We start from the raw sequence: 24,676 nt of genomic DNA, 5'->3' as shown, positions 1-24,676 counted from the left end.
CCTACTGCCATTTACGGTGATAGGCACCGAGTGTGGTTTGCGTGCCTTCGGCCATCTCGCCTAGCGCTTCCATCCATGCGGGTTGAGCGCGATAGTTTTCCGGATCGGCCATGCAGCGGTCGATAGCCTGACGCCAGACTTTGGCGACCTGGGTGACATACGCCGGGCTGCGCTGGCGGCCTTCAATTTTCACCGAAGCAATATTTGCCGCGAGTAATTCAGGCAGCAGTTCAAGCGTATTCAGGCTGGTTGGCTCTTCAAGCGCGTGATATTTCTGGTCATCTACCAGATAGCGGCCTTTACACAGCGTCGGATAACCTGCGTTTTCGCCATCCTGATAACGGTCAATTAGTACATCGTTGAGACGAGACTCAAGCCCTTGCGGCGTTTGCTGCCAGCGCACAAACCGTGCAGGAGAACAGGCTCCAACTGTATTTGGCGATTCACCAGTCAGATAAGAAGAAAGGTAGCAACGGCCTTCAGCCATAATGCACAGGCTGCCAAAAGCAAAGACTTCCAGCGGCACTGGAGTTACCCTGGCTAACTGTTTTACCTGATGAATGGATAACACGCGCGGCAGAACCACTCGCGCGACATCGAAATGGCGATGATAAAAGCGAATCGCTTCTTCATTGGTGGCGGAGGCCTGTACCGAAACATGGCGCTCAATCTGCGGATAACGTTCTGCTGCGTACTCAAGCATCGCCAGATCGGCGAGAATTAAAGCATCGGCTCCGAGTTGCGCTGCCATATCCACTGCTCGTTGCCAGCGCACATAGCCGTCAGGGTGCGCAAACGTATTGATAGCGATATGCAATTTACGGCCATGTTGATGCACGTAACTCACCGCTTCTTGCAGTTTCTTCTCCGTGAAATTCAGTCCAGCAAAATGGCGGGCGTTGGTGTCATCTTTAAGACCAATGTAAACCGCATCGGCACCATTATCGATGGCCGCTTTCAACGCCGGTAAGTTTCCGGCTGGGCAAAGCAACTCCATAATTTATCCTGAATCATCGGGTAACCTTTGAGGCACCCCATGCAGCCCAGGGCAAGGGCCACAAAATTGTTAACGAACTGGGATTTTAGTTAACCCGTCCACGACAAATTTTGATTTAAGGCAGTTAATGGCGTATTGATGACATCAATATAGAGGTATCGATAACCCGCGTAATTGTTGATTTGCACCGCTACGGAGAATGGCTGGTGTGGCAAAATAGCGTTCAAATTTCTCAAGGAGTAAAGCTCGTGTTGGATAAATTGCGTTCACGCCTGGTCCATTTAGGCCCGTCATTGTTAAGAACACCGGTTAAACTGACGCCCTTTACTCTGAAGCGCCAGGTACTTGAACAGGTTCTGGGCTGGCAGTTTCGTCAGGCAATGGAAGAGGGTGAGCTCGAATTTCTTGAGGATCGTTGGTTAAGCATTGAAGTCCGCGATCTCGGCCTGAAGTGGTTTACTTCGGTACAAGATAATAAACTGGTGGTTCGTGAAGACGCTCCTGCTGATGTCAGCTTTAGCGCAACGGCGAATGATTTGTTGATGATCGCTGCACGCAAACAAGATCCCGATACCCTGTTTTTCCAACGTCGCCTGGTTATTGAAGGGGACACCGAATTGGGTCTGTACGTCAAAAATTTAATGGATGCCATTGAGCTGGATGCGATGCCGAAACCTTTACGCATACTGCTGCTGCAACTGGCTGATTTTGTCGAAGCAGGTATGAAACACAAACCTGTTCCAGAAAGTAACTCGGTAGGTGAGCCATGCTAATTCGTGTAGAAATACCTATTGATGCTCCCGGCATCGACGCTTTACTTCGCCGTTCCTTTAAGGGCAATGGTGAGGCAGATTTAGTGAAGGATTTACGAGAAGACGGCCTGTTAACACTTGGCGTTGTGGCGACCGATGACGAAGGTCAGGTTGTCGGTTATGCCGCCTTTAGCCCGGTTGCGGTAGAAGGTGAAGAGCTTCAGTGGGTTGGTTTAGCGCCGCTGGCAGTTGATGAAGCTTATCGTGGTCAGGGGCTGGCAAAACAACTGGTCTATGAAGGGCTGGATTCACTCAATGAGTTTGGCTACGCGGCGGTTGTCACGTTAGGCGAACCGGCATTGTACGGGCGTTTTGGTTTTGTTCCTGCTGCACAATTCGATTTGCGTTGTGCGTGGCCTGATACCGAAGCCTATTTCCTGATTCACCCGCTGGCCGATGACGCGCTTAATGGCGTAAGTGGATTAGTGGAATATCACGAGCATTTTAACCGAGAGTTTTGATCTCTGATGACGTTTGAAGGCTTGCCAGCAGGTCTTCAAACGACAAAGCTCCTTTTACCAGCATCTCTTTCTGCGCTTTAGTTAGCTGCTTGATGCGATATTCCAGGCGCAAGGCGCTTGAACGATCGCCAACCAGATGGCTGAATGCCAGCGTCAATTCACCTCTCCCGCGCAATGCTTTAGCGCCTTTTCCAGCCTGATGCTGCGAGAAGCGGCGTTCCACATCGGTGGTTATACCGGTATATAAACGGTTATCAAGGGTGCGAACTAAATAGAGATACCAGGGAGACATAGGTCAGGCGCATAATTAACGTTTTACGCAGAATATCACTCTTCAGGTTGTCCATGGAAACTCTCAATGCCATCAGTCGCTGGCTGAACAAACAGCATGTACTGACTTACTGCGCTGGCGGTCATAGTGATTTATGGTGCGCTAATGCGTTCTATTTATACGATGCGCAGCGCGTGGCTTTTTATCTGTTAAGCGAATCCCACACCCGCCATGGCGAGTTGATTGGTAAACAAGCCAGGGTGGCCGGAACCGTTAACGGGCAGCCGAAAACCGTCGCACTTATTCGTGGCGTGCAGTTCCGTGGGGAGATTACGCTGATTGAAGAAGCTGAAGCGGCAAATATTCGTAACCTTTACTGCAAACGCTTCCCTGTAGCGAGAGTGATGTCTGCTCCGGTCTGGGAAATTCGGCTCGATGAGCTGAAAATGACAGATAACACACTCGGTTTTGGGAAAAAACTGCACTGGCTGCGAGATGACACTAAGCTTGGTGAATAAGCGACAGGAGAACTTATGAGCCGGGTTTTGTTAACAGGGGCCACGGGCCTCATTGGCGGACATCTATTACGCATGTTGATCGAGGCGCCGCAAGTCAGCCATATCACTGCGGCGACACGGCGTCCGTTGCCTGCAATGAATAAAGTCACCAATCCCCACGATCCTCAATTGAGTGATGCACTCACACAATTAACCGAGCCGCTTGATACTGTGTTTTGTTGTCTCGGCACCACGATGAAAGAAGCGGGCAGCAAAGAAGCTTTTGTGCTGGCGGATTACACGCTGGTGGTGGATACCGCCATAACCGCTCAACGCCTTGGCGCGAAGCATATGCTGGTGGTGAGCGCGATTGGCGCTAATAGTAAATCACCGTTTTTCTACAATCGTGTGAAAGGCGAAATGGAAGAGGCGCTGATCGCGCAAGACTGGCCACGTTTAACCATTGCTCGCCCGTCCATGTTGCTTGGGCACCGTGAATCGCAACGCTTTAATGAATCGCTGTTTGCGCCGCTGTTTAAAATCATGCCAGGGAAATGGAAGTCAATTGAAGCGAGGGATGTGGCAAAAGCGATGCTTCATGAAGCGCTGCTACCATCGCGTGAAGGCGTGAATATTCTGGATTCACGCCAGTTGCGGGAAATAGCGACCTAGGTGCCGTTATGTGTTTTCCTCACCCATCTGTCTTTCGAAAGCCTGACGCACTAATCCCATCACGTAAGGCAGTTGGTCGAGAGCGGAAAGCCCAATTTCTACATCCCCATTTCCCCAGCGGCCAACATTCGTGACATCTTTAGCCAAACCTTTCGGGTCTGAAAGCTCATAAAAAGGCATATTCAGGGACAACCTGAGCCGACTTTTTTGTGGAACAACATCGACGAAATTGGTTTCTGCCTTGTAAGCCACATAGAGTTTGGTGAACTCTTCAGTGACTCCTTCATCGATCTCCAGCACCTGCTGGCGGAACACATCGAAAATTTCCCGCATTGGGGAATTGTTTGATAAATGTGGGTGATCTGCGAGACTCCAGGTAGCATTTTCAGGGCGTTTTTCCGTATAGCCCACAAGAATACCGCTCGGTAGATTAGGGGCCTGCCACACTTCGACCGCTTTTTGCGCCAACATTTGTGCACGGCCCACAATTCCTTGTTCGTCCCAGTGGTTCAAACTTCCCAGGCATTGATTCAGCCGTAACGGGCTCTCTTTAAATCCACCTTTCATGTCACGCTTATCACTAAACACACGGTTACTGTATTCGGAGTTATAGCCCGTTAAAGTCAGATTTCCGAGCGTATGCAGGTACGAATCATGAGTTTGTTTCCACGCTGGCCCTAAGTCTTTCTGCCAGGCGGAGGATAGAGGTCGCTGCTGCGGCATAATATGTTCAATCGTATATTCATCCACCGATATACGCTCTTTACGGCCCTCATTTTCCAGGCGGCGCAGCCAATAACTTCGATTGCGGAAGTTATAAAGATCGCGCTTTTTAATTTCACGTTTAAATTCTTCATCATCCGGGAAGCGGCGATAGGAGGGCAATGCTTGCAAATAAGCCTGAATGCTTTCCAGGTAAGTATTTTTATTGATCGATTTCTTAATCGTCGCGAAGGTTTTGTTCAGGGAGTTGGTCGGGATTGCGCAGACCGCACGGCGAAAAACGTAAGATTCAATCAACCTTATCGCAGCCAAAAAATCGGCTACTGACAAATCATCGTGGTGATAATCATGATAAAGCTCTAATAAAAATGGATAGGCTACATCCACTTTTAGCTCTCGCAAGTCTCTAAAACCTAATGAAAGCTGCTTGTCTGATTCTTTATCCAGCGCCATTGCGCAGTAATAACATGCATACGTCTGGATATCTTTGAGAAGCTTATCAACGCCATCAGCATGATTTTGCGGCTCACGAGCATAGGCTTTAAACGCTTCGTAAACATCATCAATTCGAGGAATATTGCCAGTTTTTACCGTCAGATAATGGCGCATAAAACCGTCAAACTGTGCGTTATAGCCTTCCTGTCCGAATGCCATTTCCATGGGGCGCCAGTAGTCTTCGTACAACTTTGTTTGATGGCCTGGCTCAAGCCCCATCAAGATAAAATTACGAATAAGGTCGGCCTGACTCAGGGCTTTGCCTGTGGAGTTCATGCTCTCAAATATCAGTTGCGGATTATCCTGCCCACGGCTCAGCGCTACATCCACGATTAATAGTTTCGCTAACCCTTTACAGACAAGCAGTAAATCTTCTGGAATCTTACTGAGCTTTTCATCAAAGAAATCAAAATTTTCTTTCAGACGCAGAGAGTGGTTTTCAGGCCATTGTTTTTGCCTGAGCAATGCCAATAAAGACTCTTTATCTGTTTGAGTCAGAAGAAGTTTAAAGCCTCGCTCTCCCTCTTCCAGATCATTAAGTAAATAATAATGGCGTAACTTGCGAGCAGAAAATCCTTCTAAAGGTTCGCTATCGCCGAGGTGTCGGCATAATGCCTCAATAATCAATGTTGCGGTAGTCAGGCGCTGTTGGCCGTCAATAACAAGCAATGCCGATTGGCTGCTTACCTGATACAGCCCTTGCTCGATATATACCACGGAGCCAATAAAATGGGCCTGAATATCTTCTCGCTGACCCGCGCGAATAATGTCATCCCAGAGTTGTTGGCACTGAGTAATCGTCCAGGAATAATTGCGTTGGTAAATAGGAATAACAAACTGCGGAGATTTCTTCAGAAAATCAAACAGGCGAGCTTCCGTCGCTTTCATAGCGCATCCTTAGCTTAGCCACAAAAGGCATGTGTAATCGCCAGCAGCAGCTTTATTGATAATAAAAACTGCTGCGAGTTTAGCTGTAAGGGCATTCTAAAACGGGCGGTGATATCAAGAATTTGATTCGAAGTGATGAACGTTTAGTGCGTTTTAAGGCCATTGGGCGGATTAGCTTCAATGGCCGTAATGATATTCTTTACCGTAAATGATGCACAACCTGGTTGCTGCTACCACGCCAGATAAGCGCCGGATCTTTGAGATCCTGAACAAATTTACCGTCGATCAGCACATTGATTAATTCAACAACTTCGCGCTGAGCTTCGGTTAATTCATCAAGCTTGTAACCCGTCCACAGCCAGATATCTTTGCCAGGGCATTCCGCCCGCACTCGCTGCACCAGTTTCAGCACATCCGCGATGTTTTGCGGGTGAAGCGGATCGCCGCCCGAAAGCGACAACCCCTGGCGGCGAATACGCGTGTCATTCAGATCGTTGATTATCCGATCTTCCATTTCCTGCGTGAACGCCGTGCCTGAATTTAACCGCCAGGTGCTTTTGTTGTAACACCCGGGGCATTCATGCACGCAGCCAGAAACAAACAGCGTGCAGCGTGTCCCAGGCCCGTTAACGATATCTACCGGGTAGTATTGATGACAACGCATTAACCAATCTGCCCGTTACCCAAATGCTTCACGCGGCGCTTAACTTCTTCCTGCTTACCGGCGTTAAATGGACGTGCATCCGGACTGCCCAGATAACCGCAGACGCGGCGCGTTACGGATACTCGAGCGGCATCGTGGTTGCCACATTTAGGGCAGGTGAAACCTTTGCTAGTGCACTCAAATTCACCGGTAAAACCGCACTCGTAGCATTCGTCAATTGGCGTGTTGGTGCCGTAATACGGAACGTGTTTGTAGCTATAATCCCAGACATCTTCCAGCGCTTGCAGATTGTGCTGAATATTTGGATATTCGCCGTAACAGATGAAACCGCCGTTAGCCACTGGTGGATATGGCGCTTCAAAGTCGATTTTGTCGTATGGGTTAACTTTCTTCTCAACGTCTAAGTGGAAGCTGTTGGTGTAGTAACCTTTGTCGGTCACGCCAGGAACTACGCCAAATTCGGCGGTATCAAGACGGCAGAAACGGTCACACAGGTTTTCACTTGGCGTGCTGTAAAGGCTGAAACCGTAGCCGGTTTCATCTTTCCAGGTGTCGGTCGCCAGGCGCAGGCGCTCAACAATTGCGACGGCTTTGGCACGCAGCTCTTCGCTATCGTAAACGTGTTGATTGCCAAACAGCGCATTCACCGTTTCATGGATACCGATGTAACCCAGGGAAATCGACGCGCGGCCATTTTTGAAAATCTCAGAAACGTCGTCGTCTGCTTTCAGACGCACGCCGCAAGCTCCTTCCATATACAGGATAGGTGCCACGCGAGCTTTAACGCCATCCAGACGTGCAATGCGCGTCATCAGGGCCTTGTATGCCAGTTCCAGGCGCTCATCGAGCAGTTTCCAGAAGGCAGATTCATCACCTTTTGCTTCCAGCGCAATACGCGGCAGGTTCAGGCTGATAACGCCGATATTGTTACGGCCATCGTGGATCTGCTCGCCATTTTCTTCATACACGCCGAGGAAACTACGGCAGCCCATTGGCGTTTTGAACGAACCGGTCACTTTCACAACCTGGTCGTAGTTCAGAATGTCCGGGTACATGCGCTTGCTGGCGCACTCCAGCGCGAGCTGTTTAATGTCGTAGTTTGCGTCGCCCGCTTTATGGTTCAGGCCGTCTTTAATCGCAAAGACCAGTTTCGGGAACACCGCTGTTTTACGGTTTTTGCCCAGACCCGCGATGCGATTACGCAGAATAGAAGTCTGAATCAGGCGAGATTCCCAACTGGTCCCCAGACCAAAACCGAAGGTCACGAACGGTGTCTGACCGTTAGCGGTGTGCAGCGTATTCACTTCATATTCCAGCGACTGGAAAGCGTCATAACACTCTTTCTCGGTGCGAGAAAGTGCATAGCCTTCGGCATCCGGGATCTGCCACTTTTCAGCAGTCTGGCGATGTTTTTCAAAGCTTTCAGTGACGAACGGTGCCAGCACTTCATCAATACGGTTAATGGTGGTGCCGCCGTAAATGTGGCTAGCAACCTGGGCAATAATTTGTGCCGTGACGGCGGTCGCCGTAGAGATGGATTTCGGCGGTTCAATCTCCGCATTACCCATCTTAAAACCGTGCGTCAGCATACCTTTCAGATCAATCAGCATGCAGTTAAACATCGGGAAGAATGGCGAGTAATCGAGGTCGTGATAGTGAATATCACCGCGCTCGTGCGCCAGCACCACATCACGCGGTAACAGATGTTGAGAAGCGTAGTGTTTTGCCACGATACCGGCTAACAGGTCACGCTGAGTCGGGATAACTTTGCTGTCTTTATTGGCGTTTTCGTTGAGCAAAGCGGAGTTGGTTTGTTCTACCAGACCCCGGATTTCCTGATTCAGGCGGCCACGTTTTTCGCGCTCGATATCACGGTCATGGCGATATTCGATGTAAGCACGCGCAAGTTGCTTATAGTCGCCAGCCATCAGCTGGTTTTCTACAGCAGTCTGGATTTCACCAATATCAACCTGACTGCGGCCTTCCATCTGTGCACGGACAATATCTGCGACGCGGCCGCAATAGTCTGCGTCATCGACTCCCGCTGCTTTAGCTGCACGAAGAATAGCTTCTTTAATGCGCTCTGAAGTGAAAGGTACTTTGCACCCGTCTCTTTTCATCACATGCGGTGTCATGATCTCTCCATTTAAAAAAGGTTATCCACAAAGGGATGTCATTGTCTGCAAGCCGGGTTTTGCTCGCATTGCCATAGGCTTTCTGTTTTTGCCCCTGGCTTTATCCACAGATAATCCCCAGAAGTGGCTGTGGCTCTTGTTGCTATAATAGTCGATTAATACAAGATGTAGGGGCAGGGTGTATTTTAAGGTCTATATGTAGTGATTTGCATCAAACAAGTTTGCGATTTTATTGATGCAGGACAAGGTAAATCGGGCGTAGTAGGAAGGATGGGCAACAAGAAGAAATCTTAAAATTTTTAAAGTATGCAGTTCGTGCATTTTGTTAACCAGAATCCTTTCCCTCATTACTTTGTATGGTTTCTAATTTCTTTTTATGTGATGAAAATCACAGTCACTCTTCAGAGTCAGTCTTATTGTGCTTGTCATATATATTATTGATTTAATTATATTTATCAGGCTAATAGTTAAGTTTCAACTATAGGCTCTGGTCAATAATTCCACGGACAGGAAAGGACTTCCCTCATGGCCTCAGACGGCACCCGCTTTACCTTCACCGCCGGGCGCACTCCGGCGGACACCTTCGCGGTGGCGGGCTTTAAGCTTAAACAGTCCCTCTCTTCCCTGTTCAGCCTGGAGATCACCGTCGCCTGCAATGACCCGGCGATTGGCTTTAAAGCCATTCTCGATGAATTCGCGCTGCTCACCATCTGGCAGGGCGACGTGATTAAGCGCCGGGTACGCGGTATCGTCACCTTCTGCGAGCAGGGCGATTCCGGTAAACACCAGACGCTTTACCGCATGACGCTACGCCCCGAGTTCTGGCGCAGCTCCCAGCGGCAGAACTGCCGCAGTTTTCAGAACTACGACATCCAGTACATCTTTGCAAAGTTGCTGAAAGAAATGCGTATCCGCACGCATGACGCCCTGTTCCGTCGTCCGCATCCGGCGCGGGAATTCTGCGTGCAGTTTATGGAATCGGATTACGATTTCATCGCCCGCCTCGCCGCCGAAGAAGGCATTTTTTTCTTCGAGGATGAATATCTCGATGACAGCGACCAGAAACTGACTTTCACCGATGACCGCTGCAACCTGCGCGGCCTCGGGGCGTTTCCGTATAACCCGAATGCCGCCTCTGAATCGTCCACTTACTGCATCAACACTTTCTGCCGCAGCGCGCAAATCCGCCCGGCAAAAGTCACTACCCAGGACTACACCTTCACCGCCCCCGGCTGGCAGGCGCAGTACCAGGAAGAAGGCGCAGACCTGTCTTATCAGCGCCCGGACTATGAAATTTTTGACTATCCGGGGCGCTTCAAGGATGAACAGCACGGTGCCGATTTTGCGAAATATCAGATGGACGGCTGGCGCAATAACGTCGATTTTGCCAGCGGTACCAGTAATTGCCCGCAGTTACAGCCGGGACGCTGGTTCACCCTCACCGACCATCCGCGAGAGGATTTAAACAGCCCGTGGCAGGTGGTGTCGAGCGAGATGACCGGCAGCCAGCCGCAGGCGCATATCGGCAGCTCCGGCCAGGGCACCACGCTCACCAACAGTTTTCATGTTATCCCTGCCACCCAGACCTGGCGACCGGCACCGCTACCGAAACCGCGGGTGGACGGCCCGCAAATCGGCATTGTCACCGGCCCTGCCGGGGAAGAAATCTACTGCGACGAGCACGGGCGCGTGACAGTGAAATTTGCCTGGGACCGCTACAACAAAACTAATGAGGAAAGCTCGTGCTGGGTGCGCGTCTCGCAGGCGTGGGCGGGCACCGGATTCGGCAACATCGCCATTCCGCGCGTCGGCCAGGAAGTGATTGTCGATTTTCTGAACGGCGACCCCGACCAGCCGATTATCACCGGGCGCACGTATCATGCCGCCAATCGTGCACCGGGCGACCTGCCGGGGACGAAAACCCAGATGGCGATACGTTCGCAGACGTATAAGGGTAATGGATACAACGAACTGATGTTTGAGGACCAGACCGGACAGGAACTACTGTCGATGCATGCCCAGAAGGACATGAAGACGGTGGTTTTGAACAACCGCGACACCAATGTGAAAGTCGACCACTGCGAAACCATCGGCAATAACCAGCAGGTCACGGTCGGGCTGGGGCAGACGGTAAAAGTCGGCAAGGAGAACGCCGCCGGGCACGACCAGAACATCACCGTGGCGCACGACCGCAGCATCACCGTCCGCAATGACCAGACGCTGAAAGTCACCCGCGACCGGGCGGTAAACAGCGGGCGCGATGACAATCTGTACGTCGAGCGCGACCGTAAAGTCACGGTGAAAGGCAATCAGGAATACAACACCACAAAAGACCATATCAGCCTGGTGAAGGGCAGTCACAGCCTGGAAGTGAAAGGCGACCAGGCGCAGAAAGTTGCGGGTGCGCTGGGTGTGGATGCGCAGGGTGATATTGTGCTGCAGAGCAACAGCAAAATCACGCTGAAAATGGGCAGCTCATTCATTGTCATTCATCCCGGCGGCGTGGACATCACCGGGCTGAAAATCAACTTCAATGGTGGCGGTAGTGCGGGGACACCAGTTCAGACCCTGCAACCGACGGTGCTGAGTGCGTTGGGTGATAAAGTGGATGATGCAGCAACTGAGTCGCCGCAGGATGAGAATGCAGATAGTTCTGGCGATGGAGGTAATTCTGAGGAAGGGGACGAACATGGTAGCGAGGATGAATCTGACCAGTACAATATCCAATTCCATTTTTCGGATGATGACGATACACCCTATACAGATATGAAATATGTTGCTTGTTTTTCTGATGGAACACAAAAAGAAGGAGTGATCGATAAAAATGGATTTACAGAGACATTTAATTCGATACAAAAAGAAGATATAAAAATTAAGGTTTTGTTCGATATTTGGTGAGATTTTAGGAGGAAATATGTTTAGCAGTGAAGATGAAAAAATAACAATAGGAACTACATCTTTAGAAAAGGGAGTTGTTGTGCACCAAAAAATAACAGATCCCTTTAAAAAAATGATTAGAAATGCCTTGAAAGAGCAGCGCATAATTTTATTGGAAAGAAAAAATGAACTTGAAATATGGGATGGGTGTGCTCAGCAAAGGTTCAAAAAAGCGTTTGGTTTAACTAATGAAAAGGCACGGCAATGGATACTGGAAGGTATAAATAAAGAGATTTTATTAAATAATGAAATTCCAATATCTAACTTTAAGAAGACCAAAGAAAATGTTTATGCATCCGTAAATTCCTCTGATTTAGAACATAATATTAATATTGGAGAGAAATTCTCGAAGGCGCCTTTGACTGGTGAGAATTCACAAGTGGTAACCTTATGTCATGAAATGTCACACTTCGATGATATTCTAGGTACTAAAGATTTAGGTGAGGGTTCCCCAAGAAGTTATGCAGTTTCACTGGCAAGGAAATGTGATGAAAGAACTATGCAAAGCTCATACAATTTTGAAATGTATTTTGTGTAAATCATGAAAACAATAAATTATCAATTACTACTTTTTTGTATAACTCTTTTGTGTTCATTTTACACATTAGCAGTTCCAAATGATTGTAGTGATGGACAGCAATATGGTTATGGAAAGCTTTTTTATAACGGAGTTGCGCATACAAATGAGGCAATTTATCCATTAAGAATGCAACAAGCATACAATGCACCAGATCCCATAAATGACAACAGGATATATAAAGAAAATTCTTTGCAATCCCATGCGCTCAAAATTGTCATTAAGGCAGAGGAATTGGAAGGTAATATTAATGTTTCAGTAGAGAATAAAAGTGATAAATCGATAGTTATCCCTAAGAAAAATACTGCGGTTGAGGGGCGCTTATCCAACCCAATCTTTTCTATAACTTCCGGATGTATTTATTTGGATTATGTAGGGGAGCTAGTTAATTTTGGAAGTGTATATCAATATCCTGATGATTATGTCACCATTGAATCTGACCATAAATATGAAACGATCGTAAAACTTGGGAGGTATTATCACTTCCTTCCTGGCGTACATGCCTATGAAATCTTTATTCCGGAAACTCCATTTTATTTTAAAGACAAGATTGGCAGTGACGAGTTATTTGTTGAGTCCAATAAAATACACATAACAATTACAGCGCCAGTAAAAATTAATTAGTTTCTGGAATAAATAAAAAGCCCATTTGGGCTTTTTATTTATTAATTCAGTATCTTTACTGCAACCAATAAACCGCTTCAAATGGTCGTAAACTCATTTCACCCGGTTTGCCCGCCGCATCAGCGTAATTACTCATTAGCACATCCCAGTCACCCTCGAAGGCTTCAGGCACCCACCATTGGTTTTCACGGCTGAGGTTTGCCGCAACCACCAACGTCTGGCCTTGCCATTCGCGGCGATAGCACCATAAATACGGATGCTCAGGCAGCAAATCCTGATAGCTACCCCAGGTGAAAACAGGATTCGCTTTACGCAGCGTAATCAGTTTCTGATAGGCATAAAAAACTGAGTCCGGGTCATCAACAGCCGCTTTGGCATTGATAGATTGATAGTTATCGCACAGGTTTATCCACGGTGTGCCGTCAGTGAATCCAGCGTGTTCGCCGTCATTCCACTGCATCGGCGTGCGGCTGTTATCACGCGATTTACTGGCAAGGATAGCCAACAGGTTTTCACTGTCACGGCCTTGCGCGCGTAGCTCTGCGTACATGTTGTGACTTTCCACATCACGGTAATCAATGATGCGTTTGAAGTGCGGATTGGTCATCCCCAACTCTTCGCCCTGATAAATGTACGGCGTGCCCTGCATACCGTGCAGCACCATCGCCAGCATTTTTGCCGCCGGAACACGCAGTTCGCCTTCATCACCAAAACGCGACACGATGCGCGGCTGGTCGTGGTTACACCAAAACAATGCATTCCACGCCACATTATGCATGCCTTGCTGCCAGTGGCTGAAGATAGCTTTAAGCGCCACGTAATCCGGAGCAGCCAGCGCCCATTTTTGCCCGTTGGGATAATCCACTTTCAGGTGATGGAAGTTAAACGTCATCGACAGTTCATTGCTGTTAAGCGCGGCATATTGCTGGCAGTTATCGAGCGTCGTTGACGACATTTCCCCCACCGTCATCAGCTCGCGTGGCACAAACACATCGCGGCTTAGCTCTTGCAGATATTCGTGAATACGCGGCCCGTCGGTGTAGAAACGTCGTCCGTCACCGCCTTCAATATCGCTTGGGAAATCTTGATCTTTCGAAACCAGGTTAATCACATCAAGGCGCAATCCATCTACGCCGCGATCGGCCCAGAACTCGCAAACCTTCTTCAATTCAGCGCGAACCTGCGGGTTTTCCCAGTTGAGATCCGCCTGCTCTGGGGCAAATAAATGCAGGTAATACTGGCCACTTTCTGCATGCCAACGCCAGGCGTTACCACCGAATTTAGAGCGCCAGTTGTTAGGCAGAACATCAGGCGTACCGTCGCGCCAGATATAAAACTCGCGGAATGGGCTTTCTTTGTTCAGCGCTTCGTGGAACCAGGCGTGCTGGGTGGACGTATGGTTAAAAACCATATCCAGAATGACGCGGATGCCGCGCTCGTGGGCGCCGGCGACTAACAAATCGAAATCATCCAGCGTGCCGTAGGTGTGGTCGATGGCGCAGTAGTTCGCCACGTCGTAACCGTTATCCACCTGCGGTGAGACATAAAACGGTGTCAGCCAAATGGCATCAACACCCAGCAGCTTAAGGTAGTCCAGACGCTTAATGACGCCAATCAGGTCGCCCGTGCCACTGCCAGTCGTGTCCTGAAAACTCTTCGGGTAGATTTGGTAGATGACACCATGTTGCCACCAGGGAGGAGTTGTATTCATAAATCATTCCTAAACGCCCGTCATATTTCGAGCCGCCGCTGGGTTGGCTGCAACTCGAAATCTTTAGGGCATAAGTTAAAAATTGAACCACCAAAAAACTAAACCACTAACAACGTGCCCTGACGGTATTTGCGCTTATACATCACACTGGTCAGCACGATTGGAATCACGACTGCAATCAGAATGGCGAGGGAATAAACTTCCCAATAGCGCGGCTGAATGGACAAAATTCCCGGCAAGCCACCCACGCCAATCCCGTTTGCCATCACTCCGCTCAGGCCACACAACAAGCCTGCAAGCCCTGAGCCAACCATTGCGCACAGCATCGGGAAGCGGTATTTCAGGTTGATGCCGTACATCGCCGGTTCAGTCACACCCAGGTAGGCAGAAATCGCCGCCGGAACTGAAATCTCACGTTCGTTATGTTTACGGCTGCAAATAATGATGCCGACAACCGCAGATGCCTGCGCAATGTTAGACAGCGCAATCAGTGGCCAAACCGGCGTTCCGCCCATGCTCTGAATCATCTGCATGTCGATAGCGAGTGTTGTCTGATGCACACCGGTAATCACCAGCGGTGCGTACAGGAAGCCAAACAACGCGGCACCGACAGGGGCAAAACTTCCCGTCATCAAATGGCGAACCGCAAAGGCCACGCCATCACCAATCCAGCGACCAAACGGGCCGATAAACGCATGCGCCAGGAACACCGCCAGAATCAGCGAACACACAGGCACTATTACAAGATAGAGGTAATCTGGCACGATGCGTTTCAGACGCGTCTCAATAAAGCCCAGAGCCAGCCCCGCCAGCAATGCTGGAATCACCTGCGCCTGGTAGCCCACTTTTTCGATGGTGAACCAGCCGAAGTTCCAGACTTCCGGAATTTTGCTACCCAATTCATAGGCATTCATCAACTGCGGTGACACGAGCGTGACGCCAAGCACAATACCAAGGATAGGTGTCCCACCCATTTTTCGCACTGCTGACCAGCAAATACCGACCGGTAAATAGAAGAAAATAGCTTCGCCAATCAGCCACAAGAAATCGTAAATCGATTGTAGGGACGGGTGCATTTGCGCCAGAGTCTGCCCGTTGCTCATCGGCAAATCGCCAATCACATTACGGAAGCCGAGGATTAAACCTCCGCTGATTAATGCAGGTAGAAGTGGGAAGAAGATCTCGGCGAAGTGGGAAATTAATTGCTCGTGCCATTTCATATTCTGGCGCGCAGCGAGTTTCGCTTGTTCTTTATCTGCAGTGCTATGGCCTGTCGCGGCGATCAATGCCTTGTAGTAATCGCCCACTTCCGGGCCAATTACCACCTGGAACTGCCCGGCGTTTGTAAAGCAGCCCTTAACCATCGGCAGCTCTTCAATCTCTTTCGGCTTCGCAATCGCAGTATTGTTTAATACGAACCGTAAGCGAGTGATGCAGTGACTGACGGTGGCAATATTCTCGCGCCCGCCGACCAGGTCGATCAGCTTATCTATATCCTGTTGTTTCACTTTGGCCATGATGAGGTCCCAGAGTAAGGAGTGAGGTTTTTTATCTGCCGCAAGGTTATCTTTTAATCTTCACTTCTAAAATGGGAACGTTCCCGAAATCAATCGACGATCACAATAAACCTGAAGTGAGGGGTGTTACTGGAGAGTACTGGGGATAACGATCTGGCGCAGTTCACGATCCTGCGTGACTTGCCCAATCAACTGCAAAACCGCCTGGCGTCCTGCCTCAGCATAACCTGGATCGACCGTGATGATTTCCGGGTGCAGGAACTTCATCAGCGGCGTATTCCCGACGCTCGCCAGTTGCAGCGTGGTGCGTTGGTGTTCCTGGAGATATTTGCTGGCGCCCAGAGCGAGGGTATCGGTCGCGCAAAGCAGGGCGGTGGTTTCTGGTAACAAAACTTCAGCGACGTGTTCGTAACCTTGTTTCATCGCCAACCCCGGTAGCGCCACGTTTGGCGTCAGTTGGTGTTGTTTGCAAAACGCGAGATAGGCTTCATGGCGGCGCAAGCCGGTTGTCACATCGCTATGGGGCACGCCGAGGAAACTGATGTGGCGATGGCCCTGCTCATAAAGGCGTGACATCAAAATATTAATTGCCCCTTCGTCGTCATAACAAACCGAGGCAAACCCTTTGGCATCCCGCGCCATGAGTACCAGCGTCGATTGCCAGGGGGCGAGCATTTTTTCATTGATGCCGGTAAAACCAAACAGAATCACGCCGTCGATATTACGCCGCTTGAGCATACCCAGATGCTCTTCAACCAGTTCCGGATCGAACTGGCTTTCCATCATGATCGGGTCGTAACCCTGCTCATAGAGCGACGGCAGCATGGTTTGTACCGCCAGGTTTTCTGATAACGAGTCCAGACGCGTCACGATAATGGCGACGACTTTGTCACTTTGCCCACGCATCGCCCGCGCCGAGCGGGAAGGGGAAAAACCCTCTTGCTGCATCACCGCTTCCACGCGTTCTCGCGTGCGGGCGCTGACGCCGCTTTCGTTATTCAACACGCGAGAAACAGTCGATTTACCGACACCGCTTAAACGGGCGATGTCTTTAATAGTGAGGCGGCTTTGCATCGTGTAGGTTCCCGGCAGTCAATTGCTCATTAGAATCAAGGCAAGCCAACAATACCACAATGGAAAAAATCTGGTTTACGCCAGGTTTAGGTTTGCGGGCGTAGAATGCCCGCGACTAGTGTAATGACTTTTACTTTTAACCGGAGGCGACATGGAACCTGATCCCAGTCCAAGCCCTGTAATGACAGGAATAATCCGGTAAGACTCCCTTCTTTGAAGCAACTGCCTTTGAAGTGACTGCCTTACCGGATTGCGTAAGGCAGAGATCTATCTTGTATCAATCAATGATATCCCTGCTGAAAAAATTATTTGGCCTGCAAGGCAAGGATTAGCCGCGCCTGCATGTCACCAGGCTCCGCATTACGTGGGGCCGAGGGACTATTATGCTGTTAAAAAATCTGACCCGGCAGTTGTTTGCACAACTGAGCCGCCACCTGCCACGTCGCTTGATCCAACGCGACCTGATGCCGGATGACAATACCGTTGCTCATGCTCAGGACGTCCCGGCTTCATTAAGCGAAGCCTGCCTGAAATATGCGCGAGCCTCAGAAGAGCAACTGTACCGCGATTTCCAGAGCCACCCGGAAGGGCTGAATGCGCGTGAAGTTGAACGTGCGCTAGAGCAACATGGCCTGAACCAAATCCCGGCGCAAAAAGCGTCGCCATGGTGGGTCCATCTGTGGTTGTGCTATCGCAACCCTTTCAATATCTTGCTGACAATCCTCGGGATTGTTTCGTATTCCACTGAAGACTTGTTTGCCGCAGGCGTCATTGCGTTGATGGTCGTCATCGCCACCTTGCTGAATTTCGTTCAGGAAGCGCGTTCCACCAAAGCGGCGGATACGCTAAAAGCGATGGTCAGCAACACCGCGACCGTGCTGCGTGTCGTCCATGAAAGTGGTGAAAACGAGTTTATCGAAATCCCGCTCGACCAACTGGTGCCGGGCGACATTGTCAAACTGGCGGCAGGCGACATGATCCCGGCGGATTTGCGCGTCATCCAGGCACGCGATCTTTTCGTCGGCCAGGCTTCGCTCACTGGCGAATCCTTACCGGTAGAAAAAGTCGCGGTCAGCCGCGATCTGTCGCACAACAACCCGCTGGAATGCGACACGCTGTGCTTTATGGGCACCAACGTGGTGAGCGGCACGGCGCTGGCAATGATCATCTCAACAGGCGGCAATACCTGGTTTGGGCAACTGGCCGGGCGCGTAACCCAGCAAGAAAGCGAACCGAATGCATTCCAGAAAGGCATCAGCCGTGTGAGCTGGGTACTCATCCGCTTCATGCTGGTGATGACGCCTGTCGTGCTGCTGATTAACGGCTTCACTAAAGGCGACTGGTGGGAAGCGGCGCTGTTCTCGCTCTCTGTAGCGGTGGGTTTAACACCTGAAATGCTGCCGATGATCGTTACTTCGACGCTGGCTCGCGGTGCGGTAAAACTTTCGAAGCAAAAAGTGATCGTCAAGCACCTCGACGCGATCCAAAACTTCGGGGCGATGGATATCCTTTGCACCGACAAAACCGGCACGCTGACCCAGGATCGTATTGTTCTGGAAACTCACACCGATATTCTCGGTGCGGTCAGCAACCATGTTCTGCATACCGCCTGGCTGAACAGCCATTACCAGACGGGCCTGAAAAACCTGCTGGATGTCGCGGTGCTGGAAGGTGTTGACGAGGATCATGCGCGTAACGCTGCCGCCCGCTGGCAGAAAGTGGATGAGATCCCGTTCGACTTTGAACGTCGCCGCATGTCGGTAGTAGTCTCCGAACAGCCGGAAGTGCATCAGTTGATCTGCAAAGGCGCATTGCAGGAGATCCTGAACGTCTGCTCCCAGGTTCGTTACGGTGACGAGATCGTGCCGCTCAGCGAATCCTTGCTGGCGCGTATTCGCCGTGTGACTGACGATCTGAATCGCCAGGGTTTGCGTGTGGTGGCCGTTGCGACCAAATTCTTACCCGCGCGTTGCGAAGATTATGGCCGCGTGGATGAATCGGATCTGATCCTTGAAGGCTATATTGCGTTCCTCGATCCACCAAAAGAAACCACCGCTCCGGCTCTTAAAGCGCTGAAAGAAAGTGGTATCACGGTGAAAATTCTCACCGGAGACAGCGAGCTGGTGGCCGCGAAAGTGTGCCGCGAAGTGGGTCTGGAGGTGGGCGAGTTGGTGACAGGCAGCGAAATCGAAAACATGCCTGACGACCAGCTTGCGGAACTGGCTTTGCGCACCACGCTGTTTGCCCGCCTGACGCCAATGCACAAAGAGCGCATCGTGCGCCTGCTGCGTGGCGAAGGCCATGTAGTTGGATTCATGGGTGATGGCATTAACGACGCCCCGGCATTGCGTGCCGCAGACATTGGGATTTCCGTGGATGGCGCGGTGGATATTGCGCGTGAGGCCGCAGATATCATCCTGCTGGAAAAAAGCCTGATGGTGCTGGAACAGGGCGTGATTGAAGGGCGCAGAACCTTCGCCAACATGCTCAAATACATCAAAATGACCGCCAGTTCTAACTTCGGTAATGTGTTCAGCGTGCTGGTGGCCAGCGCCTTCCTGCCGTTCTTGCCGATGCTGCCATTACATTTACTGATTCAGAACCTGCTGTACGATGTCTCCCAGGTGGCGATTCCGTTCGATAACGTCGATGACGAGCAAATCAAAAAACCGCAGCGCTGGAACCCGGCGGATTTAGGCCGCTTTATGGTGTTCTTCGGGCCGATAAGCTCCATCTTCGATATTCTGACATTCTGCGTGATGTGGTGGGTGTTCAAGGCCAACGTGCCAGAAGCGCAAACCCTGTTCCAGTCTGGCTGGTTCGTGGTGGGGTTACTGTCGCAGACATTAATTGTGCATATGATTCGCACCCGTCGTATCCCGTTCATTCAAAGCCGCGCTGCGTGGCCGTTGATGATCATGACCCTGGTCGTGATGGTGGTTGGGATTGGCCTGCCGTTCTCGCCGCTGGCAAGTTACCTGCAACTTCAGGCGCTGCCGCTGAGCTACTTCCCATGGCTGATTGCGATCCTTGCCGGATACATGACGCTGACTCAGTGTGTGAAAGGGTTCTACAGCCGCCGTTACGGCTGGCAGTAATATACCCATCATCCTTCAAGCTGCAGCGGCGTTGGCTGCAACTCGAATGCTAATGGGTAGAGTAAAAATCAGCGGGATGTGATCTACATCCCGCGTTTCCGTCCCATAATCTTGATGAATATTTCTACACGTGTTACCAGATTGTTTTTGCTTTTTTCTGGCCCGTCACTGTTAAAGGAATATTCATGTTTAAATCCATTCGTTTGAGCCTGCTGGCAGCTTGCATTGCGGCAACGTGTCAGGCTTGGGCTGCACCGGCTGGCGACTTACCGTTAATGCCCTGGCCGCAAGAAGTTAATCGCCCGGCTGCGGAAGGCACGCTGCAAATTGACAACGCCATTTCCATAAAAATCAGCGGCGACAAGCTGCCAGGTGCTATCGATCGTTGGCGGCAGAGAATCTCCCAGCAAACGGGCTGGCAGCTACAACCCGCGCAGGCCAATTCTGCAAAACCCACCATTGATATCCAAATCAAAAAAGCCGTTGCTCCCTTACCTAAACTCGACAGTGATGAAAGTTACGAATTAAGCGTCACCGCCGACGGCGTAAAGCTCACGGCAAACACGCGCTTTGGCGCGATGCGCGGCATGGAAACCCTCTTACAACTCATTCAGAACGGGCCTGATAATACAGCCATTCCGTTTGTCGCAATTAAAGACCAGCCCCGTTTCCCGTGGCGCGGTTTGCTTATCGACTCTGCCCGCCATTTCATGCCGATTAAAGATATTTTGCGCCAGTTAGATGGAATGGCGGCGGCCAAAATGAACGTGCTGCACTGGCATTTAACGGATGACCAGGGCTGGCGTTTTGCTTCCACTGCGTACCCAAAATTGCAGCAACTGGCCAGCGACGGCGACTTTTACACGCAGGCGCAGATGAAAGAAGTGGTGCGCTATGCGGCTTCGCTCGGCATCCGCGTAGTACCGGAAATGGACTTGCCGGGACATGCCTCGGCGATTGCGGTTGCCTATCCCGAGTTGATGAGTGCGCCGGGGCCATACCAAATGGAGCGCCATTGGGGCGTGTTAAAACCGTTACTCAACCCGACCAACGATGCGTCCTATAAATTTGTCGATACCTTGATTGGTGAACTCACCGCGATTTTCCCGGACAGCTATTTGCACATCGGGGGCGATGAAGTGGACGATGAGCACTGGCAAAAATCGGCAGAAATCCAGGCATTTATGAAGCAGCATAATCTGGCGGATACCCACGCCTTACAGACCTACTTCAAAGATCCTCGAAAAACATCATCGTCAAATGATGGGCTGGGATGAGATCTACCATCCCGACCTGCCAAAAAGCATTTTGATCCAATCATGGCAGGGTCAGGATGCGCTGGGTGCCGTTGCAGCGAACGGTTACAAAGGCATCCTCTCGACAGGTTTCTATCTGGATCAACCGCAATCTACCGCTTACCACTATCGCAACGAAGTCCTGCCGCAAGGGCTGAATGGCGTCGATGAAATTGCGGAAGCTGACAGCGCACAAAGCTGGTTCTTCAGTATGCCGCGCCTGAAAGGCAGTGCCGTGGAAGGAAGTTTTACGCTGGTGAATGGTAAAACAACCTGGCGCGGATTTATCGATTTCAAAGGAAAATCCCGCCGTGCGGTGCGTGATATTGAGTGGTTAAGCCCAACGCAGGTGACGTTTACCGTCGACACATGGATGGGGGAAACGCGCCCCGTTTTAACACTGGATAAGGACAAACTGAGCGGTTATTTGCTGGTGGGCAACGTCCGCTACCCGGCTACCGGGCAGAAGCTTGATGCTGTGCCGGATGGTATCCAGCCGGTGGTACCGACGCCTGAGCAAATGAATAATATTATCGGCGGCGAAGCGGCTCTGTGGGCTGAAAACGTTGCATCGCCGCTGCTGGATATCAAACTGTGGCCGCGTACGTTTGCGGTTGCCGAGCGTTTGTGGTCGGCAGAAGATGTCAAAGACATCGACAACATGTACCAGCGCTTGCAGGCGATAGACGCCTGGTCGACGGTTTCCGTCGGCCTGGAACAACATGCTGCGGCAGCGCAACAAATGACGCGTCTTGCGGGTTCGACGGAAATTATGCCGTTGCAAATACTCGCCCAGGCGGTCGAACCGGCGCAGTATTACACGCGCCAGCACTTGAAATTCCAGGCTGGAAACTACCATCACTTCGAGCCACTCAACCGATTTGCCGATGCGCTGGGTGCCGAAAGCAACCAGGTGCGCGCACTGGATGCGTGGGTCGATAAACTGATTGCTGACCCGGAAGATGGCAACAGCGCGGATTCGCTGCGCCACACCTTTGCGCGCTGGCAGAGCAATACGCCGGATGTGCTGGAGTTAATCAACGGTAATTATCAGCTCAAAGCGCTAAAACCGGTGGCGGAAAACGTCGATAAGCTGGCGGGAATTGGGCTGCGTCTGACGGATTTGGTGGCTAAACAGGGTAATTTGAGCGCTGACGAAGTTCAGGGAATTCAAAAACAGCTCGACGATGCGGCACAAACGCAAGATGAAGTGGTGATTGCGGCAGTGTATCCGTTGCAAAAATTATTACGGGCGAGTGTGAAGTAATTTTTAACGGTGATAAAAATTTAAGGCCGCAAATGCGGCCTTTTGATTGGCTCGTTAGCGGCGGATGGCAATCGCTTCGATTTCAATCTTCACATCTTTTGGCAGGCGGGCAACTTCCACGCAAGAACGCGCAGGGAAGGTTGCTTTATGCTCGTTAAAGAAAGCTTCGTAGGTCGCATTCACGGTCGCGAAGTCGTTCAGATCTTTCACGAAAACGGTCGTTTTAACGATATCGCCTACTTTCAGGCCAGCCGCTTCAACAATCGCCTGCACGTTTTCCAGAGACTGGCGCGCTTGTGCTGCCACATCTTCCGGCACGCTGCCCGTTTTCGGGTCAACAGGAATCTGACCGGAAGTGATAATCATGCTGCCAAGATCAACGCCCTGAACATATGGGCCGATTGCTGCAGGTGCGTTTTCGGTGCTAATGGTACGAGAAGACATTTTCATTCCTTATGAGAAGTGATAAAGCTCGCGCCCATTATAGGGCCGAGAGCTTAAGCAGCAATGATTAATCTGCCAGCACAACGTAATGTGAGAACTCCTTCTCACAATATTTACATTTGAGGCTAATGTTCTCGTCGCGCTTTTTCACTGCAAATGAAGAATGAACCGGTTCACTTCTGCTGATGCAGTTGGTATTTGGGCAAACCAGAACTTTATCAATGCGCGAAGGTAGACTGGGTTTGCTTTTACCTACCACTTCATATTCATCAATACGGTTTACCGTGGCGTGCGGTGCATACAGCGCCAACTGGTTGACTTGTTCGTCTGTCAGGAAGGTATTTTCTATTTTAATCAGGTCTTTACGGCCCTGTTCGCGTGAGGGCAGGTTCAGGCCGATGGTGATGCGCTGGTCGGTTTCCGTTAACTGGAACAGCGTCAGCAATTTAAAACCAACCTGCGCAGGAATATGGTCGATAACGGTGCCGCGTTTAATCGCTTCAACTTGTAATTTGTTGTCGTGTGTCATCTTAATCTTCCTCTCACTCAAACCAGTTCAGGTTGCAAAACTAACGCCAGCAGAGCCTGGCGGGCATAAATACCGTTGCCTGCCTGCTGGAAATACCAGGCGTGTGGGGTTTTATCAACGTCGGTGGTGATTTCATCAACGCGTGGCAGCGGGTGCAGCACTTTCATGTTGGTGCGGGCATCCACCAAATCTGCGGCGCGCAGCACAAACTGAGCTTTTACGTTGGCATATTCCGACGGGTCCAGGCGCTCTTTCTGCACGCGAGTCATATACAGAATATCCAGTTCACCGACTACATTGTCGATGGCTTCGTGGCAGCTCCACTCGATGCCTTTTTCGTCCAGCATATCGAGAATGTACTTCGGCATCGCCAGCGCATTTGGTGCGATAAAGTAGAAGCGGTTGCCTTCGAATTTCGCCAGCGCCTGCGCCAGTGAATGCACGGTGCGGCCATATTTCAGGTCACCGACCATGGCGATATTCAGGTTTTCCAGGCGGCCCTGAGTTTCCTGAATGGTGAACAAATCCAGCAGCGTTTGTGTTGGGTGCTGGTTCGCTCCATCACCTGCATTGAGCACCGGCACATTGCCAGAGAATTCCGTCGCCAGACGGGCGGCACCTTCTTGCGGATGGCGCATCACAATGGCATCAACATACGTGCTGATAACCGAAATGGTATCGGCCAGGGTTTCGCCTTTTTTGCCCAGCGAAGTATTGCTGCTGTCCGAGAACCCGACCACCGACGCACCCAGGCGATGAATGGCGGTTTCAAAAGAGAGGCGCGTGCGCGTTGATGCTTCAAAGAAACAGCTGGCAACAACGATGTGTTTGAGTAATTCAGGTTGCGGATTCGCTTTCAGTTTTGCCGCAGTAGACAACACCAGTTCAAGTTCTTCACGACTGAGATCGTTTATGGAAATGATATGTTTCTGATATAGGGGGTTAGCCATGTTTATCTCCTGCTCTCGGGCGTCGGGCAAAAAAAAAG

19 protein-coding genes and 1 pseudogene are annotated in these 24,676 nt (G+C 50.6%); 9 read left to right on the top strand and 11 right to left on the bottom strand.

All coding sequences use genetic code 11. The features are described 5' to 3' along the window. Position 1: 1 nt before the first annotated feature. Positions 2 to 997 carry a ubiquinone anaerobic biosynthesis protein UbiU gene (gene ubiU / locus AC0IWZ_RS18375; protein WP_410374024.1) on the bottom strand — a complete coding sequence of 332 codons (996 nt, stop codon included), beginning with the start codon at positions 995 to 997 and terminating at the stop codon, positions 2 to 4. 248 nt (positions 998 to 1,245) lie between these two features. On the opposite strand from ubiU, the gene ubiT reads away from it, so the two are divergent. Together ubiT and AC0IWZ_RS18365 are read left to right on the top strand one after the other, a co-directional pair. Further along, positions 1,246 to 1,770, top strand: coding sequence for a ubiquinone anaerobic biosynthesis accessory factor UbiT (ubiT, locus tag AC0IWZ_RS18370; RefSeq protein ID WP_034498800.1), 525 nt, complete (start codon positions 1,246 to 1,248; stop codon positions 1,768 to 1,770). Beyond that, entirely contained in the window at positions 1,764 to 2,270 is a 507-nt protein-coding gene (locus AC0IWZ_RS18365) for a GNAT family N-acetyltransferase (protein ID WP_034498799.1), read from the top strand. Before ubiT ends, AC0IWZ_RS18365 begins: the two co-directional genes overlap by 7 nt. On the opposite strand, the gene AC0IWZ_RS18360 is transcribed toward AC0IWZ_RS18365, so the two are convergent. Continuing rightward, complete coding sequence (locus tag AC0IWZ_RS18360; protein ID WP_034498797.1) at positions 2,254 to 2,562, bottom strand: GIY-YIG nuclease family protein; 309 nt, start codon at positions 2,560 to 2,562, stop codon at positions 2,254 to 2,256. The two genes, AC0IWZ_RS18365 and AC0IWZ_RS18360, sit on opposite strands and share 17 nt — an antisense overlap. Before the next feature lie 53 nt (positions 2,563 to 2,615). Between AC0IWZ_RS18360 and AC0IWZ_RS18355 the strand changes: the two genes are divergently transcribed. Both AC0IWZ_RS18355 and AC0IWZ_RS18350 read left to right on the top strand, forming a co-directional pair. Further along, positions 2,616 to 3,059 carry a YhbP family protein gene (locus tag AC0IWZ_RS18355; RefSeq protein ID WP_172893127.1) on the top strand — a complete coding sequence of 148 codons (444 nt, stop codon included), beginning with the start codon at positions 2,616 to 2,618 and terminating at the stop codon, positions 3,057 to 3,059. 15 nt (positions 3,060 to 3,074) lie between these two features. Continuing rightward, positions 3,075 to 3,710 (top strand): NAD(P)H-binding protein, encoded by a 636-nt coding sequence (locus AC0IWZ_RS18350; protein ID WP_471678741.1) that lies wholly within the window; start codon positions 3,075 to 3,077, stop codon positions 3,708 to 3,710. 6 nt (positions 3,711 to 3,716) lie between these two features. On the opposite strand, the gene AC0IWZ_RS18345 is transcribed toward AC0IWZ_RS18350, so the two are convergent. The 3 genes from AC0IWZ_RS18345 to nrdD form a co-directional block, all read right to left on the bottom strand. After that, on the bottom strand, positions 3,717 to 5,816 hold the full coding sequence (locus tag AC0IWZ_RS18345) for a GmrSD restriction endonuclease domain-containing protein (RefSeq protein WP_471678742.1): 2,100 nt from the start codon (positions 5,814 to 5,816) through the stop codon (positions 3,717 to 3,719). Positions 5,817 to 6,015: 199 nt separating this feature from the next. Continuing rightward, positions 6,016 to 6,480 carry an anaerobic ribonucleoside-triphosphate reductase-activating protein gene (gene nrdG / locus AC0IWZ_RS18340; RefSeq protein ID WP_471678743.1) on the bottom strand — a complete coding sequence of 155 codons (465 nt, stop codon included), beginning with the start codon at positions 6,478 to 6,480 and terminating at the stop codon, positions 6,016 to 6,018. Next, on the bottom strand, positions 6,480 to 8,615 hold the full coding sequence (gene nrdD / locus AC0IWZ_RS18335) for an anaerobic ribonucleoside-triphosphate reductase (protein ID WP_034498791.1): 2,136 nt from the start codon (positions 8,613 to 8,615) through the stop codon (positions 6,480 to 6,482). The genes nrdG and nrdD overlap by 1 nt, the downstream gene beginning before the upstream one ends. Before the next feature lie 525 nt (positions 8,616 to 9,140). Between nrdD and AC0IWZ_RS18330 the strand changes: the two genes are divergently transcribed. The 3 genes from AC0IWZ_RS18330 to AC0IWZ_RS18320 are packed head-to-tail and all read left to right on the top strand — an operon-like array spanning position 9,141 to position 12,753. After that, complete coding sequence (locus AC0IWZ_RS18330) at positions 9,141 to 11,513, top strand: type VI secretion system Vgr family protein (protein WP_471678744.1); 2,373 nt, start codon at positions 9,141 to 9,143, stop codon at positions 11,511 to 11,513. Positions 11,514 to 11,529: 16 nt separating this feature from the next. Next, the gene (locus AC0IWZ_RS18325) at positions 11,530 to 12,090 is read left to right on the top strand and encodes a M35 family metallo-endopeptidase (protein WP_471678745.1); all 561 of its coding nucleotides are present in this window, start codon (positions 11,530 to 11,532) and stop codon (positions 12,088 to 12,090) included. Positions 12,091 to 12,093: 3 nt separating this feature from the next. Beyond that, positions 12,094 to 12,753 carry a hypothetical protein gene (locus AC0IWZ_RS18320; RefSeq protein WP_410374019.1) on the top strand — a complete coding sequence of 220 codons (660 nt, stop codon included), beginning with the start codon at positions 12,094 to 12,096 and terminating at the stop codon, positions 12,751 to 12,753. Positions 12,754 to 12,808: 55 nt separating this feature from the next. Here AC0IWZ_RS18320 and treC read toward each other — a convergent pair whose 3' ends face one another. From treC to treR, 3 genes are all read right to left on the bottom strand, one after another. Beyond that, positions 12,809 to 14,464, bottom strand: a complete 1,656-nt coding sequence (gene treC, locus AC0IWZ_RS18315; RefSeq protein WP_410374018.1) for an alpha,alpha-phosphotrehalase — start codon at positions 14,462 to 14,464, stop codon at positions 12,809 to 12,811. A gap of 98 nt (positions 14,465 to 14,562) precedes the next feature. After that, complete coding sequence (gene treB, locus AC0IWZ_RS18310) at positions 14,563 to 15,981, bottom strand: PTS trehalose transporter subunit IIBC (RefSeq protein WP_410374017.1); 1,419 nt, start codon at positions 15,979 to 15,981, stop codon at positions 14,563 to 14,565. 126 nt (positions 15,982 to 16,107) lie between these two features. Further along, positions 16,108 to 17,055, bottom strand: a complete 948-nt coding sequence (gene treR / locus AC0IWZ_RS18305; RefSeq protein WP_471678746.1) for a trehalose operon repressor TreR — start codon at positions 17,053 to 17,055, stop codon at positions 16,108 to 16,110. 383 nt (positions 17,056 to 17,438) lie between these two features. Here treR and mgtA point away from each other — a divergent pair, with 383 nt between their 5' ends. Then, positions 17,439 to 20,153, top strand: coding sequence for a magnesium-translocating P-type ATPase (gene mgtA, locus AC0IWZ_RS18300; protein WP_471678747.1), 2,715 nt, complete (start codon positions 17,439 to 17,441; stop codon positions 20,151 to 20,153). A 185-nt stretch (positions 20,154 to 20,338) separates the two neighbouring features. Further along, a pseudogene (locus tag AC0IWZ_RS18295) lies at positions 20,339 to 22,715 on the top strand (beta-N-acetylhexosaminidase). A gap of 54 nt (positions 22,716 to 22,769) precedes the next feature. Here the strand turns inward: AC0IWZ_RS18295 and ridA are convergent. The 3 genes from ridA to pyrB form a co-directional block, all read right to left on the bottom strand. Further along, positions 22,770 to 23,159, bottom strand: a complete 390-nt coding sequence (gene ridA, locus AC0IWZ_RS18290; RefSeq protein ID WP_034498778.1) for a 2-iminobutanoate/2-iminopropanoate deaminase — start codon at positions 23,157 to 23,159, stop codon at positions 22,770 to 22,772. 67 nt (positions 23,160 to 23,226) lie between these two features. Continuing rightward, positions 23,227 to 23,688, bottom strand: a complete 462-nt coding sequence (pyrI, locus tag AC0IWZ_RS18285) for an aspartate carbamoyltransferase regulatory subunit (RefSeq protein ID WP_034498777.1) — start codon at positions 23,686 to 23,688, stop codon at positions 23,227 to 23,229. A 17-nt stretch (positions 23,689 to 23,705) separates the two neighbouring features. Beyond that, positions 23,706 to 24,638: an aspartate carbamoyltransferase gene (pyrB, locus tag AC0IWZ_RS18280; protein WP_471680510.1), complete on the bottom strand. Its 933-nt coding sequence runs from the start codon at positions 24,636 to 24,638 to the stop codon at positions 23,706 to 23,708. Positions 24,639 to 24,676 lie beyond the last annotated feature (38 nt).

The organism is Buttiauxella sp. AC142 (genome assembly GCF_979253435.1).
This window is presented reverse-complemented; position numbering and strand designations above follow the sequence as displayed.

What these genes read in the sequence shown, in the direction of transcription:
- ubiU (WP_410374024.1), bottom strand. Translation starts at nt 997, where the DNA reads ATGGAGTTGCTTTGCCCAGCCGGAAACTTACCGGCGTTGAAAGCGGCC.
- AC0IWZ_RS18365 (WP_034498799.1), top strand. Translation starts at nt 1,764, where the DNA reads ATGCTAATTCGTGTAGAAATACCTATTGATGCTCCCGGCATCGACGCT.
- AC0IWZ_RS18360 (WP_034498797.1), bottom strand. Translation starts at nt 2,562, where the DNA reads ATGTCTCCCTGGTATCTCTATTTAGTTCGCACCCTTGATAACCGTTTA.
- AC0IWZ_RS18355 (WP_172893127.1), top strand. Translation starts at nt 2,616, where the DNA reads ATGGAAACTCTCAATGCCATCAGTCGCTGGCTGAACAAACAGCATGTA.
- AC0IWZ_RS18350 (WP_471678741.1), top strand. Translation starts at nt 3,075, where the DNA reads ATGAGCCGGGTTTTGTTAACAGGGGCCACGGGCCTCATTGGCGGACAT.
- AC0IWZ_RS18345 (WP_471678742.1), bottom strand. Translation starts at nt 5,816, where the DNA reads ATGAAAGCGACGGAAGCTCGCCTGTTTGATTTTCTGAAGAAATCTCCG.
- nrdG (WP_471678743.1), bottom strand. Translation starts at nt 6,480, where the DNA reads ATGCGTTGTCATCAATACTACCCGGTAGATATCGTTAACGGGCCTGGG.
- nrdD (WP_034498791.1), bottom strand. Translation starts at nt 8,615, where the DNA reads ATGACACCGCATGTGATGAAAAGAGACGGGTGCAAAGTACCTTTCACT.
- AC0IWZ_RS18330 (WP_471678744.1), top strand. Translation starts at nt 9,141, where the DNA reads ATGGCCTCAGACGGCACCCGCTTTACCTTCACCGCCGGGCGCACTCCG.
- AC0IWZ_RS18325 (WP_471678745.1), top strand. Translation starts at nt 11,530, where the DNA reads ATGTTTAGCAGTGAAGATGAAAAAATAACAATAGGAACTACATCTTTA.
- AC0IWZ_RS18320 (WP_410374019.1), top strand. Translation starts at nt 12,094, where the DNA reads ATGAAAACAATAAATTATCAATTACTACTTTTTTGTATAACTCTTTTG.
- treC (WP_410374018.1), bottom strand. Translation starts at nt 14,464, where the DNA reads ATGAATACAACTCCTCCCTGGTGGCAACATGGTGTCATCTACCAAATC.
- treB (WP_410374017.1), bottom strand. Translation starts at nt 15,981, where the DNA reads ATGGCCAAAGTGAAACAACAGGATATAGATAAGCTGATCGACCTGGTC.
- treR (WP_471678746.1), bottom strand. Translation starts at nt 17,055, where the DNA reads ATGCAAAGCCGCCTCACTATTAAAGACATCGCCCGTTTAAGCGGTGTC.
- mgtA (WP_471678747.1), top strand. Translation starts at nt 17,439, where the DNA reads ATGCTGTTAAAAAATCTGACCCGGCAGTTGTTTGCACAACTGAGCCGC.
- ridA (WP_034498778.1), bottom strand. Translation starts at nt 23,159, where the DNA reads ATGTCTTCTCGTACCATTAGCACCGAAAACGCACCTGCAGCAATCGGC.
- pyrI (WP_034498777.1), bottom strand. Translation starts at nt 23,688, where the DNA reads ATGACACACGACAACAAATTACAAGTTGAAGCGATTAAACGCGGCACC.
- pyrB (WP_471680510.1), bottom strand. Translation starts at nt 24,638, where the DNA reads ATGGCTAACCCCCTATATCAGAAACATATCATTTCCATAAACGATCTC.